13 protein-coding genes are annotated in these 17750 nt (G+C 44.3%); 6 read left to right on the top strand and 7 right to left on the bottom strand.

Translation table 11 applies throughout. From position 1 onward, the window contains the following. Nucleotides 1–7: 7 nt before the first annotated feature. From IUA53_RS08235 to ahpC, 4 genes are all read right to left on the bottom strand, one after another. The gene (locus tag IUA53_RS08235) at nucleotides 8–544 is read right to left on the bottom strand and encodes a hypothetical protein (protein ID WP_196899101.1); all 537 of its coding nucleotides are present in this window, start codon (nucleotides 542–544) and stop codon (nucleotides 8–10) included. Between the two features lie 9 nt (nucleotides 545–553). Continuing rightward, nucleotides 554–2695 carry a TonB-dependent siderophore receptor gene (locus IUA53_RS08230; protein WP_196899099.1) on the bottom strand — a complete coding sequence of 714 codons (2142 nt, stop codon included), beginning with the start codon at nucleotides 2693–2695 and terminating at the stop codon, nucleotides 554–556. Between the two features lie 253 nt (nucleotides 2696–2948). Then, nucleotides 2949–4538, bottom strand: a complete 1590-nt coding sequence (ahpF, locus tag IUA53_RS08225; protein WP_196899097.1) for an alkyl hydroperoxide reductase subunit F — start codon at nucleotides 4536–4538, stop codon at nucleotides 2949–2951. Nucleotides 4539–4672: 134 nt separating this feature from the next. Continuing rightward, the gene (gene ahpC / locus IUA53_RS08220; RefSeq protein WP_425592650.1) at nucleotides 4673–5230 is read right to left on the bottom strand and encodes an alkyl hydroperoxide reductase subunit C; all 558 of its coding nucleotides are present in this window, start codon (nucleotides 5228–5230) and stop codon (nucleotides 4673–4675) included. Nucleotides 5231–5560: 330 nt separating this feature from the next. Between ahpC and IUA53_RS08215 the strand changes: the two genes are divergently transcribed. Together IUA53_RS08215 and IUA53_RS08210 are read left to right on the top strand one after the other, a co-directional pair. Next, the gene (locus IUA53_RS08215) at nucleotides 5561–6895 is read left to right on the top strand and encodes a DUF2252 family protein (protein ID WP_196899095.1); all 1335 of its coding nucleotides are present in this window, start codon (nucleotides 5561–5563) and stop codon (nucleotides 6893–6895) included. Nucleotides 6896–7167: 272 nt separating this feature from the next. Continuing rightward, nucleotides 7168–9735, top strand: coding sequence for an ExeM/NucH family extracellular endonuclease (locus IUA53_RS08210; protein ID WP_196899093.1), 2568 nt, complete (start codon nucleotides 7168–7170; stop codon nucleotides 9733–9735). Between the two features lie 111 nt (nucleotides 9736–9846). Here the strand turns inward: IUA53_RS08210 and IUA53_RS08205 are convergent, their stop codons facing one another. Further along, on the bottom strand, nucleotides 9847–11532 hold the full coding sequence (locus IUA53_RS08205; RefSeq protein WP_044056916.1) for a response regulator: 1686 nt from the start codon (nucleotides 11530–11532) through the stop codon (nucleotides 9847–9849). Between the two features lie 205 nt (nucleotides 11533–11737). Beyond that, entirely contained in the window at nucleotides 11738–12409 is a 672-nt protein-coding gene (locus IUA53_RS08200) for a 2OG-Fe(II) oxygenase (protein ID WP_196899090.1), read from the bottom strand. 361 nt (nucleotides 12410–12770) lie between these two features. On the opposite strand from IUA53_RS08200, the gene IUA53_RS08195 reads away from it, so the two are divergent. The 4 genes from IUA53_RS08195 to IUA53_RS08180 all read left to right on the top strand — a co-directional run bounded on the left by IUA53_RS08195 (nucleotide 12771) and on the right by IUA53_RS08180 (nucleotide 17178). After that, nucleotides 12771–14324 (top strand): carbon-nitrogen hydrolase family protein, encoded by a 1554-nt coding sequence (locus IUA53_RS08195; protein ID WP_044056914.1) that lies wholly within the window; start codon nucleotides 12771–12773, stop codon nucleotides 14322–14324. Between the two features lie 122 nt (nucleotides 14325–14446). After that, nucleotides 14447–15256 carry a hypothetical protein gene (locus tag IUA53_RS08190; protein ID WP_196899089.1) on the top strand — a complete coding sequence of 270 codons (810 nt, stop codon included), beginning with the start codon at nucleotides 14447–14449 and terminating at the stop codon, nucleotides 15254–15256. Between the two features lie 153 nt (nucleotides 15257–15409). After that, the gene (locus IUA53_RS08185) at nucleotides 15410–16258 is read left to right on the top strand and encodes an alpha/beta fold hydrolase (RefSeq protein WP_231401288.1); all 849 of its coding nucleotides are present in this window, start codon (nucleotides 15410–15412) and stop codon (nucleotides 16256–16258) included. Further along, nucleotides 16255–17178 (top strand): GGDEF domain-containing protein, encoded by a 924-nt coding sequence (locus IUA53_RS08180; RefSeq protein ID WP_196899087.1) that lies wholly within the window; start codon nucleotides 16255–16257, stop codon nucleotides 17176–17178. Before IUA53_RS08185 ends, IUA53_RS08180 begins: the two co-directional genes overlap by 4 nt. Nucleotides 17179–17327: 149 nt before the next feature. Here the strand turns inward: IUA53_RS08180 and rpsO are convergent, their stop codons facing one another. Further along, nucleotides 17328–17597 (bottom strand): 30S ribosomal protein S15, encoded by a 270-nt coding sequence (gene rpsO, locus IUA53_RS08175; RefSeq protein ID WP_044056912.1) that lies wholly within the window; start codon nucleotides 17595–17597, stop codon nucleotides 17328–17330. Nucleotides 17598–17750 lie beyond the last annotated feature (153 nt).

Below are 17750 nucleotides of genomic sequence, written 5' to 3'. Positions count from 1 at the left end.
CATTTGCCTAAATGGGTAATAGCAGGAGAACAGGCACACTGACCGCAGCCAGCAGTATATAACCGCCAAGGACTTTCAATTTGCTAGCCGTGGCTAAATAGTGATAAACAAATAGCCCCCAAAGTAGGGGTAGCAATACAACCCCGGTCGCCAGCTTTCCTGCAATGCTAAACGGCATAAGCGCACACAGGGCTAAGGTAATAAGAACACTGACAACCAGCAATACCACCAACGTAACCAGGTAATTGCCTATATTGTTTAATACCTGTTTTCTTGAAAAATCCAATGGTCGGGCTAACGGCCTGTTTTTCGGTTCTGGAAGTACGGTTTGATTTAGCGCGATAAACGGCCACACCAAAATGGCAGGAATACATAACGCGTAGAGTAAACCAAACTCCCAACCCTGCGCATATGACCAACAAATAGTTGAAATAAGCCATACCAACAATCCTATATACAGAAAAGCTGGGGTCTGAGACCGCCAACTTTTGTAAACTGTTGCTACAGCAGCAAGGGTTAAACCACTTGCGGCAACGGTAAGCATGATTTCTCCTTAAAATGAATAGGTAAGCGATGCGTTAATAGTACGCCTAACACCAGGGAAGCAGTCACCTCTATAGAGGCATGAAGTGAGGTATTTCTTATCAGTCAGGTTTCTGACATTCAACTGTAAATCTAGGTTATTCGTTACTGAATACGCTAACATGAGGTCTGCCAGTGTGTAGCTTGGTGTTTCATAACGAATAGTGCCATTTTCCGAAACACTTTCACCTACGTAGCGAACGCCCGCGCCCATGCTCACCCCCGCAAATGCTTCGGGTGCATAGTTTAACCACAATGATGCGTTATTCTCAGGTTGGGCGGAAAGCGCGTAACCATTTGGATCTTCACCATCCATCACCGAGCCTGCGAACTGCGCAGACACGTCACCGAAATTTAAGCGCCCTTCAATTTCAACGCCGCTGATTTTTGTCACACCTTGTTGCTGTGCAGCTTCCACAGGCAAGCTGTTAGGATTAGGTAAGTTTGACACTTCAATATCATAATAAGCGAGGGTGATATAACCTGGTATCGCCGACATTTCATACTTGATACCCGCTTCGTACTGACGTCCCTCTTCAGGCTTTAATTGATTGCCATTAACATCAAGCCCCACCACGGTTTCGAAAGATTCAGCATAACTAATATAAGGTGATAGACCGTTATCAAATTGGTATAGCACCCCCGCCGAGTAGGAGGTTTGGCTATCTTCTTGGTCCGTTGTGCCATTATCGTTGTCGACTTTATCGTGGCGAAGCCCTAAGGTAAATCGCCAGCTATCTAACGAAATTTGATCAGATAAATAAAGGCCAGAATCAGACACGGTTTGCTCAGGAGCGTCATAATATATGGCATCGAAAATCGCTTGTTCTGGTGCGCCAGTATAAACGGGATTAGCTAAATCTAAAATGTAGCTAAAATCGCCTGCTAATGCGCCGCCACCGGCGTAGTATGCAGAATTCGTATCGGTCTCAACGTTTTGGTACTGCACGCCCGCCAGTAATTCATGTTCTAAATAACCTGTAGCAAAACGCTTTGTCACGCGGACATCCAACGCATGTTGGTTAAACGTGTTGTCAGCTTGATAGAAGGTACGGGGGACGTAAGTATCAGTAGGCGCAACCGGCGCGCCAACATAGGCATTAAGATAACGTGTGCCGCCCGTGAAGGTCGCCCACGCTTGATGGTAATCCGCTTCACCGTCTCGCCATAGTGCAGTAAATGAAACCGACGTAGTGTCGTTAAATATATGCTCACCAAGCAAAGTAACCTGACTGGATTTCGTATCAAATTTATTAAAATCAGGTTCGCCAACATAGACATCCTGATCCGGTAAATACGTGCCATCAGCCAACGGTAATAAGGTACCTTCAACAGGAATAAACTGCGCGGCGGTATCACTGTTGGTGTCTTGGAACATCCCAATGACCGTGAGTGTTGTATTATCGGATGGCATATATGACACAGAAGGCATGAGCACTTGAGTATCGTCAGTAACATAGTCAACTTGCGACTCTGAGTCGCGATACAGACCGACAAAGCGGCCTACCCATTTATCGTCATCGGACAAGCTTTCGTTAATGTCTACGCCGAGTTGAGCGCGAGAAAATGAGCCATAAGACAGAGTCACTTCACTGCCCTTGCCTAGCGTGGGCGTTTTGGAAACATAGTTAACAATTCCCCCCGGTGAGCCTTGACCGTAAAGCACTGACGCAGGGCCTTTTAGTAACTCGACTTGCTCCATGGTATACACTTCTGCGCGAGTAGAGTTATAGCTTCCAAACAGCTCTTGAATAGAATCTCGATAGCGGGGAATACTTAAACCTCTAGAAGAAACCGAATCTACACGGGTAGCATAGCCATACGTCTCTCCCGTGACGCCCGCCATATAGGTTGCAGTTTGGGACAAGTTAAGTGCCCCCTTTTGCTTGAGATCCAACGCGGTTTCGATAGAAATTGTTCGAGACAATTCCATAATAGGCGTATTGGTCTTTGTGGCCCCGAAGGCGCTTCGTGTTCCAACAACGGCTACCTTTTCAATGGCTTCATCTGTTTCTTGATTGGCGTCTGTAGTCGATTGAGCATTAACATTCAATGCGATACTTGACGATATTGCGATGGATAGGGCGGTGAGTGTGATGCTATGTGTTTTCATAGTTTTAGGGTTGTTATCTGTGTGTTAGTTATGATTATTTGCAGCCCATGGAGGCACTGTACATGACGTCTAGAACAATACTAACAAACCAAACTGCAAATGATAAGACTTATCATTTGTAGTAGCGAGTTTTATCCCAATGACTCGCTAAACAAGGTTGGCTCGACACGATGAAAAATAGGTATAAAAAAAGCAGACGCGATAACGCGTCTGCTTTTTAGTGTTGCCTGTTCAATGAAGGCGTATTTTGTTGTTATGCAGCAGCACTTTCGTCTTCAGACTCAATAACTTCGTGACTGAGTAAGTATTCAAATGCTGCAAGAGAAGCTTTTGCGCCCTCGCCCATTGAAATAACGATTTGCTTGTAGGGTACAGTTGTCACGTCACCCGCAGCAAAAATGCCTGCTTCAGAGGTTTGACACTTAGTATCTACAACAATCTCGCCATACGGTGTCATTTCCACCACATCTTTCATGAATTGGCTATTAGGCACCAACCCGATTTGGACGAATACACCTGCTAAGTCAAGAGTATGCACTTCATTAGTGCTTCTATCTTGATATTCAATGGCATTGACTTTACCGTTTTCAGCCAAAATCTGACGGGTAGCGGCATTCTTAATAATCGTAATATTGTCACGCTTTTCAGCTTGGTCAATCAGTACCTGATCGGCCTTAAGCGTAGGCATAAATTCAAATACGGTTACCGATTTTACAATGCCTGCCAAATCTAGTGCAGCTTCAATACCTGAGTTACCGCCGCCAATAACAGCCACATCTTTACCTTTAAAGAATGGACCATCACAGTGCGGACAATACGCAACACCATTACCAACATTCTCTCTCTCACCGGGCACGCCCAACTCTCTCCAGCGAGCACCAGTGGCAACCACCAGTGAACGGGTACGAATTTGTTCACCAGAAGACAGTGTGATGGTCTTCACATTACCTTTTTCGATATTCTCAACACGCACATGCTCTTTAAGCGTAATGTCGTAATCGTTAACGTGTTCCATCAAATTACCAACAAGCTCTGGGCCTGTGGTTTTTGGTACAGAGATAAGATTCTCAATACCCATAGTATCTTTTACTTGGCCACCAAAGCTTTCAGCCACGACGGTAACTTTAAGGCCTTTACGAGCACTGTATATAGCAGACGCTACGCCTGCAGGACCACCACCAATTACGGTGACATCTTGAAGTGGTAATTGTACGCCTGTATTCGCTTCTTTTAACGACGGATCGCGTTCAATAAGCTTGTCGATAAGTGAGGCTGCGTCAACTTTACCGTTGGCAAATAACTCACCGTTTAGGTAAACGCTTGGAACGCCTTGAATATCTCGCTCACTGATCAGGTTTTGATATAAACCACCGTCAATCATTTCAGACGTAATATTGTCGTTCAATAGCGCGAATTGATTAAGCGCCTGCACAACTTCTGGGCAGTTGTGACAGCTAAGGCTGATGAACACTTCAAAGTTAAGTTCGTCTTTTACAGCTTTAACTATAGATTTAACGCTGTCGTCTACTTTCAGTTCAGTTCCTGAGGCGTGAAGAATAGCAATGATCAGTGAGTTGAACTCATGCCCGCCTGGAATGCCTGAGAAGCGAATCCCCGTATCTTGGCCATCGGCTTCAAGTAGGAAACTGATTGCGCTACGCAATTGACCTTGCGTATCACGTTCTTCAACATTTAATTTATCGCTTACACCTGCAATGTCGGACAGAAACGACACAAGCTCAGCACGCTTGCTGTGTTCACCAGTCTGTACGACAAAGGTTACGTTTTTTTGCATTGACTCGGTGTAACCTTTCAATGCTTGCAAAATTTCTTTAGTTAACACGGTTGTTCTGCCTTTTTTTCGACACGCCGATCCCTGTCAACCATTTTGATGGCTAACTGAATAGCGAAATTAGGGTTTATAAAGAAAGGGAGTGGAGAATCACTCCCTTATATAGCTAGGTGCTAAGCCGTTGCTTAGATTTTGCCTACTAGGTCAAGAGATGGAGCAAGGGTTGCTTCGCCTTCTTTCCATTTTGCTGGGCAAACTTCACCTGGGTTGTTTGCAACGTACTGAGCAGCTTTGATTTTACGAACTAGGTCGTCAGCGTCACGGCCAATGCCTTCAGACGTGATTTCCATTGCTTGCACAATACCTTCTGGGTCTACAACGAATGTAGCACGGTCAGCAAGACCCATCGTTTCACGCATACAATCGAAGTTACGTGTGATTTCGCCCGTAGGGTCGCCAATCATAGCAAACTTGATCTTGTTGATAGTGTCTGAAGAATCGTGCCACGCTTTGTGGGTAAAGTGAGTGTCTGTAGATACAGAGAACACTTCTACGCCACGAGATTGAAGCTCTTCGTATTTGTCAGCAATGTCGCCAAGCTCAGTTGGACATACAAACGTGAAATCTGCTGGGTAAAATACGAATACTGCCCACTTACCTTTGATGTCTTCGCTGCTTACGTCGATGAATTCACCGTCTTTAAATGCCGTTGCTTTGAAAGGCTTAATAGCAGTATTGATCAATGCCATGTTTAATTCTCCATTTATTGAGTTTTTGTTTAAAGCTGCAACATGTGCGCTAAAACAAGATTACGTAATTTAATGCTAAGATGTTCACTTACTTGCGCCAACACCCTTGCGCTTAACTGTTGACAAGAATAGCGCGAGAAGTTCAGAAACACCAATTGGTAAATCTGAATGGTTAAATCAGTTTTATCAATTAAAACCAACCAATTTAGCCGCTTTTCTGAACGAGGCGAAATATCGCATAATTCGCCGTTCACTACAAGCCTCGCATTCCTTCGTCAATCTCGTTAATGTTACGGCTATTATTGTTACAAGCACATGTCATTCATGAATAGATACCAGTATATACAACGAGAAATCGCCCGAGTAGATGGGAAGTGCCCTACCCCCTCATTGTCGAAACACTTGAAAATGGCACAAAGTCCTTTTGTTTTTTATCGAGGCAGTGCGCAACTTTTTTATGCTGATTTACAAAGTCACACCATTGCGGTGCCAGACCAGTGCTTTAGCGTGCCCTTAACCAGCGTTATGGGAGATTGTCACAGCGCCAATTTCGGTTTTTTAACCGAGGAAGGCTCTCATGGCGATACGGTCATTTTTGCACCGAATGACTTTGACGATGCCTGTGTGGGATATGCGCATTGGGACATCCTTCGCTTACTCACCTCCTTCCATTTAATGCAGCGACACGTAGAAGGTGGCCAATCTGGTGACTATCAACTGTTAGATATAGACCCTCAAAAGCCGATAGTTGATTTAAATGATGTCATCGACGCCCAATCGGCTTGCCTAAAGCGCTATGTTGAAACGTGCCAACGGGTCATTGAAGATAACAATGTGCTAAACGAAGCCATGGACACAAACCCCGGTGGTAAATTAAGTAAGCTGTATCTAAAGGCATTAAAGCGCTCATCCACAGGGGACGACTTTACGTCGAAAAGTGCATTAGCTAAAGCCGTAAAGATGCATGATGACGGGCTGGCCTTTAAACACATTCCTGATAAATTCACGCCTGTCTCTAAAGAAGACTATAACAACCTTCATCAGGCATTTTCTCCTTATATGGATGACAATGTTGTAGATATTACCTCGCGACACAACGCAGGTACCGGATCGGTTAATCTGCGTCGCTATTATTTTTTAGTAGGCCCCGGGAAACCCCACAATGAACAAAGTTTCTCTTACTGCCATATTGTTGAAGTCAAACAGCAGCGTACAGCGGCGCCTTTGCACTACTTTACTGATCTGTGCCCTGTAAACAGACTTAACCCCGCGCATTTAACAGCGCGTAGTCAGCGACGCATGCAACGGCGACCAGACCTTCTTTTAGATGAGGTGCGCTGGGATAACAGCCACTGGCTGGTTCGTTCTCGTCATCACGCGAAGGTAGGATTAAACCCAGAAGATATTGCTATGGGAAAAAAAGCCATTGAAGGCGGGTTCGCGGATTTTGGTGCACTGTGTGGTTATACATTAGCGTTAGCACATTGTCGGGGAGACAGAAGAAGCACACGCTTCGCTAGCCAAGCGGCGACACATTTTAATACCGCTTCTAATGCGTTAATAGAAAGCGCAAATCAATATGCCCTGCAAGTCATCGACGATCATCGAGCGTTTGTCGGCGACCTGAGAAACACGAATTCTTCAACCGCCGTTAAGTAAATATTAACGGCGCTAGCATTCACTCATTCACCCACGAAATTAAACATAGTGTTATTTAAAGCAATTAAATATCAATTTATGACAACATAAAGTCATGAGTAAATTTACTCATACAAAGTAACTATTTGAATTTATTGAATATTCTTAAAATCAGCTTGAATGTTATCAAATCATTCCTCCGCCATCCCTACTCTTATAGGCTAGTTCGTAGCAATAAAACATAGCTTGTTAAAACAGGCTCAAAACAATAAGACGATTAAAGGGAAACAACAATGAAGACATCATTGTCACTACTAACTGCAGGCATACTGTCTGCGTTTTCAGCGAACGCATCTGATCTTGTGATCAGCGGCGTTATCGATGGCCCATTGACTGGCGGTATACCAAAAGCTGTGGAGCTGTATGTTGTTAACGATATCGCCGATTTATCTGTATACGGAATTGGTACCGCCAACAATGGCGGCGGCACCGACGGCGTAGAATTTACCTTCCCGGCCGATAGCGCTTCAGCGGGTAGCTATATCTATGTCGCTTCGGAAATCGACGGTTTTACCACTTTTTTTGGTAGCGCCCCAGATTATGATTCAAGTGCAATGGGCATTAATGGTGACGATGCCATTGAACTGTTCCAAAATGATGCTGTTGTAGACACCTTTGGAGCTATCGATGTAGACGGTTCTGGTGAAACCTGGGAGTACACCGACGGCTGGGCATATCGTAAAGATGGTGAAACCGCAAACAGTGGAACATTTGATGCGGCTAACTGGACGTTCAGCGGCACAGACGCATTAGATGGTGAAGGCACCAATACAGCTGCCGCCACCGCGTTCCCAGCTGGCACCTTTAGCACCGAAGGTGGTGGTGAAGTGGTGGTTGAGCCTGAAGTACCTACAGTGGAACTCGGTGAATGTAGCACTGATGCAACGCTAATTAGCGCTATTCAGGGAAGCGATGATGCTTCTGCTGAAGTAGGCAATAGCCATATTGTAGAAGCGGTGATTACAGGTTTCCGTGCAGACGGCTTCTTTATTCAGGAAGAAACAGTACAAAGCGATGATGATGCAACGACATCAGAAGGCCTATTTGTAGATGGTAGTACTGACATTGAAGCTGGTCATATTATTCGTCTTTATGGTGAAGTGGGTGAAAACTACGGGCTAACAACCTTAACAATGGATGCTGATGTCACACCGGCTGACTGTGGTGCTTCAGACGACGTATTAACCACTGAATTGGCTATGCCTTATGACGTAGACCTTGAAACATTGGAAGGCATGCTTGTATCGGTTACCGATGCAACCGTGACGAGCCAGAACAATTTATGGCGTTACGGCGAGCTTGTCGTTAGTGATAGCATAAAGCGTCAGCCAAGTGATGTAGCAGCACCGTTAAGCGAAGCGTATGAAGCCGCTGTGGAAGCTGCTGAAGCTAGCTTACTGACGATTGAAGATGACAACAGCAACTCATACCCAGACGATATCAGTTACTTCCCAACCTTTAGCTACGCAAACGCAATTCGCGTAGGTGATACGGTAACGGCGGCTGGTCCACTAAACTATAGCTTCGGCACTTACCGTATTAACCCAACTGACGTGATTTCGGTGACTTCAGGCCGTGAAGCTAACCCGGTAGTTACCGAAGGCAACTTGTCTATTGCGACTTTCAACGTACTGAACTATTTCAATGGCGAAGTCACGGACAGTGGTGAAGTGACCTTTGATTACGACGCTAACCGCGGTGCAGAAGATGAAACTGAATTTGCATTACAAGAAGGTCGTATCGTTGAAGCCATCGTAGGCCTAAATGCTGATGTAGTTGGCCTTATGGAAATCGAGAACGATGGTTTCGGTGACGATAGTGCTATTCAAGCCTTGGTAACCGCCATTAACGCTGAGCTTGCAGAAGAAGAACAATATACGTTCGTTAGTACAGCTGATAGTTCGATAATTGGTACTGATGCAATTACCGTTGGTTTGCTTTACCGTGCCTCTGTCGTCGTGCCTGCCGGCGACGCACAAATTGTTGATATGCCTATTCAACAAATTGACGAAGACAGTGTTGCGCAAATGCGTGCTGCGCTTGTACAAACCTTTACCCACGTTGAAAGTGAAAAAACGTTTGCTGTAGCGGTTAACCACTTTAAATCTAAAGGTTCAGAGTGTGCTGAAGACTTAGCGGAAGACGTTTCAGATACTGACGTTATTCAAGGTAGCTGTAATGCGCTACGTGTTTCTGCGGCTATAACACTTGCTGAAGCTCTTGCTGATGAAAGCATGCCTGAGCGCGTGCTTATCTTAGGTGACCTTAACGCGTATAGTGCAGAAGATCCGGTTGCGCTATTAACCGATTACACACCTGAAGATCGTGGCTACACCATTAAGACAGCCATTAATACGGATATGGATGAAGGTGAGTCTGTTGAAGTAGAAACAAGCTATGGTTACCACAACCTTGCTGAAGAATTTGACGCTGACGGCTACTCATACTGGTACTACGGGACTGAACAAGTAGGTAGTTTAGACCATGTTCTTGCATCAGAAGCATTCTTAGCTGACGCCGTTGACGGTGCTCACTGGAATATCAACTCTCCAGAAGTGTATCAGTTAACTTACGATCAAGCGTTAACTTACTACCCTGATGAAGATGGTTATGCGTTTACTGATGTAGGGCCATACAAAAGCTCTGACCATGACCCATTCATTGCTACATTTAGCCTTGAAGCAGACGTGGAAGAAGTTGAAGAAGAAGATGATGACAATGATTCTGGCGGCTCTATGGGCGTGATATTAGCGTTTATGGCAGCAATGCTTGGCTTTCGTCGCCGTACTACTGCTAAGTAAGTACGTGAGACGTCAATAACAAAAAGGCCTGTCGCTTAACGCTACAGGCCTTTTTTAATGCCAAAATGTTAGTGAGACACGGTTATCCCTGCAACCTCAAAAAGCAGGGCGCTACGCGAGTTTTTTAATAACACCAGCCATGGTTTGTTCTTCTAGCGAGTCAGGGTCTAGCCCCAACTGCTTAATGTACTGGTCTCGCTTTTGGCATTGCGTTGGCGATAATGTAGTGGTCAACAGCACCTTAGCGGCACCTTTAGCGTTTTTAAGTTGGTCGTTGCTTAAGTTATTTTGTAACTGTAACTGTACAATTACTTTCAGCAGGCTCAATGCAATTTGTTTATCTTTTGGTGATATGACTAACGCTTGGCGTAAATTATTATAGGCTGGAACTAAGCGGTTTTCTTTGTAGTTAGCCGTCGCCATACTCTTAAGTTCCTTAGTCGTAAACTTAATTTCTGCACGCTCAATAGACTCCTGCTTAAGATACTCATCTACCACCTGCGAAGAAAACGTATCGCCTTCAATTTGTTTACGTAACTTATCGAGTATATTCACGCACTGCTCTTTCATACCTAGTTCATGATACGCTTTCATCATATCTAGATTGTCTTCCATAGAAAGGTTATCAGGCATGGAAGGCAGTGAATTTATGACTTTCTCAGCTTCTTTTTTATTCCCTTTTAAGCACAGCAACCTGGTGTTTAGAACGTCGATGGGCACGTCCATCTGTGCTTGAACCCCTTTTTGCTTTTTGAGTTCTTCCAGTTCTATTTCCGCTTTTGCCAGGTGTTTATCGGCTTCGATGTCACCTAGGCTGGTTGCTAAATCTATGGTGGCACGAATCACATTGAATGAGAGCTGTGGCGAATCATGGATAGAGTTCTTAGCAAACTTTGCCATTTTCTGCACTGCCGATAATTGCCCCGCTTTATCATGATTTAGCCGCGCTAAATCCCATAATTTCTTATTCCGCTCTATATTTCTTGGCGCTAGTTTACTGGCTTCTTTCATCTGCTCGTAAGCAACGTCAAATTGCTCTTTTTCGATAAAATACTGCGCCAGCAGGTCGTAGGTAAGAAAGCGCGTATCCGCACGCTTGAGCAAATCATCAATAATAAGTTGTGCTTCTTCTAACTCGTCTTGACGAAGTAGTGCACGAGTAAGCCCAATGTGCACCCACGCATGATCCATGCTTTGCAGCAATTCTCTGTAGTAATTTTCAGCGGTTTCATAATCACGTAACTGCATAAGACACTGGCCAATTAAACGCTTTATCCGTGGATGATATTCCACTAAAGCGCTATCGCTCAATTGGCGCTCAGCATAGTACATGGCAGTTGCGTACTCGCCTTTCTGCATGCAATATTGCATTTTGTGAAGCTTGTAACGTACTTGGAGTAAGTAATTAAGCCGGCTATCTATTCGTTGACGTTGTAGTGGCTTCACCCAGAAATCGTCGGGTTGCAATTCTACAATACAGTTAACTAATTCCGGTGACGTTTCAGCACTTAAAAAGACCACGGTTGTGGTTTCAGTAATATAGTTAAGGTGTTTAAATTCTTCGAATAAATGAAAGCCATCTTTGTCGTGACTGACATTAAACGCAAGCAACACAAAATCGAACTGCGTTTTCTCGCACATGCGTTTAGCATGGTAGGCATTAAACGCACTGTGAACATGCTTAATGCCCATGTCGTGCAACGTTGAAGAAACAACATCATGAACTAACCCTTGGTTATCAATCACCAAAAAGCGAAGTTCTTCAACGGAAGGAGGTGGTGGAATCTTTTCCAGCATTTTTGTACCACTTATAACAGCTAATCCCTAGAACACATCACTGACAATCCATAAAAAAATTGGGGGGAACGGATAACATCAATAATGGTATAAGCCGACACGTGACCGGTTATTGGTTTACATTTTATTAATTGTGTTTTCTATTATACTTTCGACCTAACTTTCCGATATTAGCATTAGTCGATACGAAAATACCAATGAATCCTCATTCGGGTGGGTCAATATTGTCATTTATAGACGTATTCACGCTGAACCAGCCCGCCACTGAGTGGCGCGTTTTCTTTGCGGTTAACACCTCGTGGGGAAAAACATCACTTAAAAAAGTGACTATTGTGCCCCGCTTAGGGGCAACACGGGAAAGTGGCAAGCGTTGATTCGGTGAATAGATCACTAACTCTCCCCCATCATCTGAACACCAGTCATTATTGAGATACACAATAATGGATAGTTTACGGTTGCTTTGCCCTTTAAACGCATCTAGATGGCGCTTGTAAAACGTGCCCGGAGGATACGTAGCATAGTGGCTTTCAAAAGAAAAAAGCCCCATGAACAAAGTACGGTTAATGTGAACCCGCAAGGCTTCACACCACGCGAGCCATGTCGCCCCTTCTTCACTGGTACCTTCAATCCAACAGATGCTATCACCACGAATGGCGTGTTTCGTTTGGTAGTCTTGTGCTCGCCCAATTCCCGCTTTTTTAAATTGTCTAGCAGGTAATGCCTCCACGCCCTGGCATAGCGCCTTTACAACAAAACCCGGGACACCATTTTCTCTTACGCTAATGCCATGCTCTACGAGGTCATCAACAATGTTGTCGAAAAGGGATTGGTCAAAAATATGGCCTATACCGCCATTATTTAAAGAAAAATTATCCATGCTACTGATGTCTACGTAACACTAAAGTTAACTAAGGTAGCGCGTTATACGCCTGTTTTCTGACCTTGGCAATAGTTTGTGAAAGCGAATTTTGTAAGCACTAAAGTATCTTCGCCATTGGCGCTTATAGTGCTTTTATTTTGATAAGGAATCGTTAAGCAAGGGATAGGTCAGAAGGCCTAAATCATGACCTTTCCTCATGGTGTTCGCAATCCCTAACCGCTGCGACTACTTCGCCCTACTTTGGCAGCCTGTATCTAAGCAAAACCTATAGAACCCACTGATTTTTTTGGTATAAAAAGCACTAAAACCATGGTTATATACGTATTGCCTTTCATCACAACCATTGGATGATATTGTAATGAGTCAAGATCAAACTGTTATTGAAGAAACAGAACACCATTTAGCCCTAAGAAACTTACGCTTAGATGATTACAATGACATTAAAGCATTAATGGATACCGTGTACGCCAACGTGGGGGGAGCTTGGCCTTACACCAACTATAAAGCGCAAGTGACTACCTTCCCCGAAGGGCAAATTTGTATTGAGGACAAAGGCAAAGTCGTTGCTTTTGCCATTTCAGTTATCGTGGACTACGACCAGTTCGGTGATAAACACAGCTACGATGAAATTACAGGCGATGCGTATTTAACCACTCACGATCCTAACGGCGACGTACTCTACGGCGTAGAAGTCATTGTATGCCCTGAATACCGAGGATTACGGTTAGGTCGTCGTCTATATGAAGCGCGTAAAGAGCTTTGCCGTAATTTAAATCTTAAGTCAATCATGGCTGGCGGGCGAATTCCAAATTATAAAAACCATGCAAAAGAATTGTCGCCATATGAATACATTGAGCAGGTAAAATCGAAGGATATTTACGACCCTATCTTAACGTTTCAGTTGTCAAACGGCTTTGAAGTTAAGCAGGTGATGAGTGCTTATTTGCCTGAAGACGAAGCCTCTAAGGGCTACGCCACCTTATTGCAGTGGCACAACATCTATTATGAGCCAGGGAACCCTTCTCTCATTGCCAGTCGAAAATCTAATGCTCGGATAGGCTGTATTCAATGGCAAATGCGCTACTTCAACAATGTTGAAGAGTTACTGCAACAGGTAGAGTACTTTGTTGATGCCCTGTCAGACTATTCTTGTGACGTAGCCTTGTTTCCCGAGTTTTTTAATGCCCCCTTAATGGGATTAAGCCCTTCTGATTCCTCTATAGATGCCATTTGGCACCTCGCCACATATACTGATGAATTGCTGACTGCGATGTCGCATTTGGCGGTGTCATACAACATTACTATCATTGCTGGGTCTATGCCGGTGGTTGAAGAGGAAGAACTGTACAACGTGAGTTACATTTGTAAACGCGATGGCACAATAGAAAGCCAATACAAGTTGCACCCGACGCCGCATGAGAAAAAAGATTGGATCATGAAGGGTGGAAATAGTTTAAAAGTGTTTGATACCGATTTCGGTAAAATTGGGGTACTCATTTGCTACGATGTTGAGTTTCCAGAATTGGCGCGTATTTTATCTGAACAGGAAATGCAAATTTTGTTTGTGCCGTTTTGGACAGATACAAAGAATGGCTACCTGCGAGTACGCCGCTGTGCGCAAGCCCGCGCCATTGAAAATGAATGCTACGTGGCCATCGCAGGAAGTGTGGGCAACCTACCTAAAGTGGATAACGTGGATATTCAATATGGCCAAACAGCGGTATTTTCGCCAAGTGACTTCGCGTTTCCTCACGATGCTATTGTATCTGAGACCACGCCGAACACCGAAATGACACTGATTGTGGACTTGGATCTTGATAAGCTTACCAAACTCCAAAATGAGGGCTCGGTAAGAAATTACTTAGACCGCCGTCGTGATCTCTATCGTGTTGAATGGATTGGCGACGATTAACCCACTGTAGCGCCGCACAGTATTGGTATTGTGATGAAAATCAAGATAACATCATGCTGTGCGCACGTGAGTATAAGCAAGCTTCAACGCTTCATAATTGATAAAAGAGAAACAGAGTTACTATGGCAGATAATTCGAAAAGTGATGATTTTCCCACCATTCGTTTGGATGATGAAGATCGTCGCGATTACCAGCAAAAGCGTCAACCTGTAAAGCAAAGACCGACGTCTTCTTCAAATCAACCAAAGCCGCCCTCAGCGCCCAAAGCGCCATCTTCAGGTGGAAACGGTTTGTGGATCTTTCTGGTAGCGCTTGTTGCCCTTGCCGGTATTGGCGGCTGCTACTATTTGTATACCTTGGTGGAAATGCAAAAAGTACAGGCTGAAAAAGCCGAAGAACGCATTGCGCAATTAGAAAACAAGCTATCCGCCACGGGTGAAGAAATTGGTGAGTCTACTGTGGCGCTGCAAGTTAAAGTGACCGAGCTTTCAAACAAATCTGCAGAACTGTGGGAGCAAATGGATAAGTTATGGGCCTCCGCATGGCGTCGTAATCAAAAAGAAATCGCTGACCTTGGGGATAGAGTCTCAAATGTGCAGAAAGGCATTAATGAAAACATTAGCAGTGTTGACGCGGATGTTAAATCTCAAGCCAGCCAGCTTGGCGCATTAAAAAATCAACTCGCTTCGCTAGCAGACGAATTACTCGCCTTAAATGTTCAACTTGAGCAGGCATCAAGTGACAAACAGGCCAATGAACGAACCATTAAAAACCTTAACGATAAAATCTCCGTGCTTGAAAAGCGAAACAATACACTATCAGGTCGCATAACAGGTTTAGAGAGTGAAATCAGAGAAATCGCTACGAAGGTGGTTTCAAGTGGCCGCAGCGCGAGTACGCCCTCCTCTTCATCGTCCTCAGTTACGCCCTAATCGCAACGTGAGTGCGACAACATGAAAATAAAGGGGCGATGAAAGCCCTTTTATTTTAACTGAATAAATTTCGCCAAAAGTTGAATACTCTTACTCGTACATCTAGTGCGATACTGACGGATGTAAACGGCTAATAATAAGGGTAATATTGTCATGTTCAATCACGCTAGCGCCCATACAAATAGTGGCGAGCAACATCCTGTTCTTACCCGTAATAACGTCAAAGTTATTGGTAGTGGCCCTCAAGTTCTTATGCTAGCCCACGGATTTGGTTGCGACCAAACCATGTGGCAATACCTTATTCCCTACTTAGAAAGCAGTGCAGAAACACGCTTTACCTTTGTTTTATTCGATTATGTGGGCTCTGGTCAGTCCGATGTTAATGGTTATCAAAAAAGTCGATATGAGACACTAGACGGCTATGCGCAAGATGTTTTGGATATCTGTGATGCACTGTCTCTTAGCGATATTACCTTTGTAGGGCATTCGGTAAGCAGTGTTATCGGAATGATTGCATCACTTCAGCAACCCGAGTATTTTAAACAACTGGTTATGGTATGCCCTTCACCCTGCTTTCTCAATCTTCCTCCTGACTATTATGGGGGGTTCGACAAAGCGGATTTGGAAGAATTAATCAATTTGATGGACAAAAATTACTTAGGCTGGGCAAGTTATCTTGCACCACTTGTGATGGGTGATGGCCATGACACAAACTTCAAAATTGAATTAGAAGAAAGCTTCTGCTCTACAGACCCGAAATTTGCCAAACCCTTTGCTAAGGCAACATTCTTTTCAGATTACCGCCAGTTGCTTCCTCGTATCGATAAACCAGTGCTCATTCTGCAAAGTCAGCAAGATGCTTTAGCCGCTGTGTCTATTGGCGAGTATATGCAAAGCGAAATTCCCAATGCCACGCTTCACGTCATTGATTCCCACGGTCACTGTTTACATATGACCAACCCGCGCGAGGTTGCCGCAAAAATTACCGCTGTGTTTATATGAAAGACGCTGATTTAGAGCGGTTTCCCTCGTTATTGTTTGTCACGAGACAAGACAGCAGTGAGATAGTCTTTTGCAATAACTATACGGTGGAAAAGATTGGTCGGCCATTGAATGCTATTGTGGGGAGTAAGTTATCATCCATTGTTACCCACGCCACAGAGGTATTCTTTGAAAGCTATATGCGGCCAATATTAGTGAGTACGCCCTTTTTCGAAGAAGCCTTAATCACATTGAAAACCCATGATAATCGCCGTATCCCTTGTGTCGCCAATATCGCGGTAAATGAGGGCATGCTTTACTGGAGCATACATTTTGCTGATAAGCGGGATAAGCTGTACCAAGAATTAATCGAAGCCCGGGACAATTTAGAGCGACAAGCAGAACAGCTTTCTCTTTTAGCGAGGGTAGATCCTCTAACCAACTTGCTAAACCGACGTGCCGCCAATAACGACATACAAATTCTGGTTACTCGGTTACAACGGCAGTTTTGCCCCGTAGCCTTCTTACTGATTGATGTTGACCATTTTAAACATATCAACGACACCTATGGCCATGACGCGGGGGATGACATTCTCGTAGCGCTAGCATCTATATTGAAAAACGCGACTCGCTGTTCCGATATTGTCGCTAGATGGGGGGGAGAAGAATTTCTTATCGTACTGTATAACTCTGATTTTCAAAGTACTTCGGATTACTGCCAGCGTCTTCATGAGAGTATCCACACCCTTCAGCATAATGATAATCAAACACTGACTGTGAGTATTGGCGTAATGCAAATAAGGGAGGAGAACCAAGCCTTGCTTGAGCAGAAAGACTCCTTAATCAAGCACGCCGACAACGCCCTTTATCGCGCGAAAGATGCAGGTAGAAATCAAACTTGCTTCGCTGAATTTAAGCAACACCAGCCGTCCCTCACTTAAGCATTAGTCCGCTTTTACTGCACCCGTGTGTTGTTTCGCATAGCCAAGCTATAACGCTACGACAGTGTAGGGCTATTGCCCAATACGTCACATTAAAAAAAAGTTATAAAAAAAGCGCCTTAAAGGCGCTTTTTTCATGAAACCTCGTCTTATCGACGTAGGCCTAGACGCTTGATAAGGTCAAGATAACGCTCAGCGTTCTTGCCTTTAAGGTAATCTAGAAGCTTACGACGCTGGCTAACCATGCGTAGAAGACCACGACGTGAGTGGTGATCTTTCTTATGATCAGCAAAGTGACCTTGAAGCTTGTTGATGTTGTGAGTTAGCAAAGCAACTTGAACTTCAGGTGAGCCTGTGTCGCCTTCTTTTACGCCGTAGTCAGCAATAATTTTTGCGGTTTCTTCTTTAGTTAGTGACATGTCATTCTCCTAAGTTAAGTTCCGCCGATCACTAATTCAGCAGAACGGAATGAAGCGCGTATTATAATGACCTTTACCTACTTAGCAAGTGCAAGGCCGTTATTTCTTAACGAATTTGCCGTCGCTACGTCATCAATACAATTTGTGACCTAA

This window comes from Alteromonas sp. B31-7, from assembly GCF_015767655.1.
Lineage (GTDB): Bacteria > Pseudomonadota > Gammaproteobacteria > Enterobacterales > Alteromonadaceae > Alteromonas > Alteromonas australica.
Note: the sequence above shows the minus strand (reverse complement) of the source record. Positions and strands in the feature narration are given on the sequence as shown.

Excerpts from the sequence above, each read along its gene's own strand:
- IUA53_RS08235 (WP_196899101.1), bottom strand. The coding sequence starts at position 544 with ATGCTTACCGTTGCCGCAAGTGGTTTAACCCTTGCTGCTGTAGCAACA.
- IUA53_RS08230 (WP_196899099.1), bottom strand. The coding sequence starts at position 2,695 with ATGAAAACACATAGCATCACACTCACCGCCCTATCCATCGCAATATCG.
- IUA53_RS08215 (WP_196899095.1), top strand. The coding sequence starts at position 5,561 with ATGAATAGATACCAGTATATACAACGAGAAATCGCCCGAGTAGATGGG.
- IUA53_RS08210 (WP_196899093.1), top strand. The coding sequence starts at position 7,168 with ATGAAGACATCATTGTCACTACTAACTGCAGGCATACTGTCTGCGTTT.
- IUA53_RS08205 (WP_044056916.1), bottom strand. The coding sequence starts at position 11,532 with ATGCTGGAAAAGATTCCACCACCTCCTTCCGTTGAAGAACTTCGCTTT.
- IUA53_RS08200 (WP_196899090.1), bottom strand. The coding sequence starts at position 12,409 with ATGGATAATTTTTCTTTAAATAATGGCGGTATAGGCCATATTTTTGAC.
- IUA53_RS08195 (WP_044056914.1), top strand. The coding sequence starts at position 12,771 with ATGAGTCAAGATCAAACTGTTATTGAAGAAACAGAACACCATTTAGCC.
- IUA53_RS08190 (WP_196899089.1), top strand. The coding sequence starts at position 14,447 with ATGGCAGATAATTCGAAAAGTGATGATTTTCCCACCATTCGTTTGGAT.
- IUA53_RS08185 (WP_231401288.1), top strand. The coding sequence starts at position 15,410 with ATGTTCAATCACGCTAGCGCCCATACAAATAGTGGCGAGCAACATCCT.
- IUA53_RS08180 (WP_196899087.1), top strand. The coding sequence starts at position 16,255 with ATGAAAGACGCTGATTTAGAGCGGTTTCCCTCGTTATTGTTTGTCACG.
- rpsO (WP_044056912.1), bottom strand. The coding sequence starts at position 17,597 with ATGTCACTAACTAAAGAAGAAACCGCAAAAATTATTGCTGACTACGGC.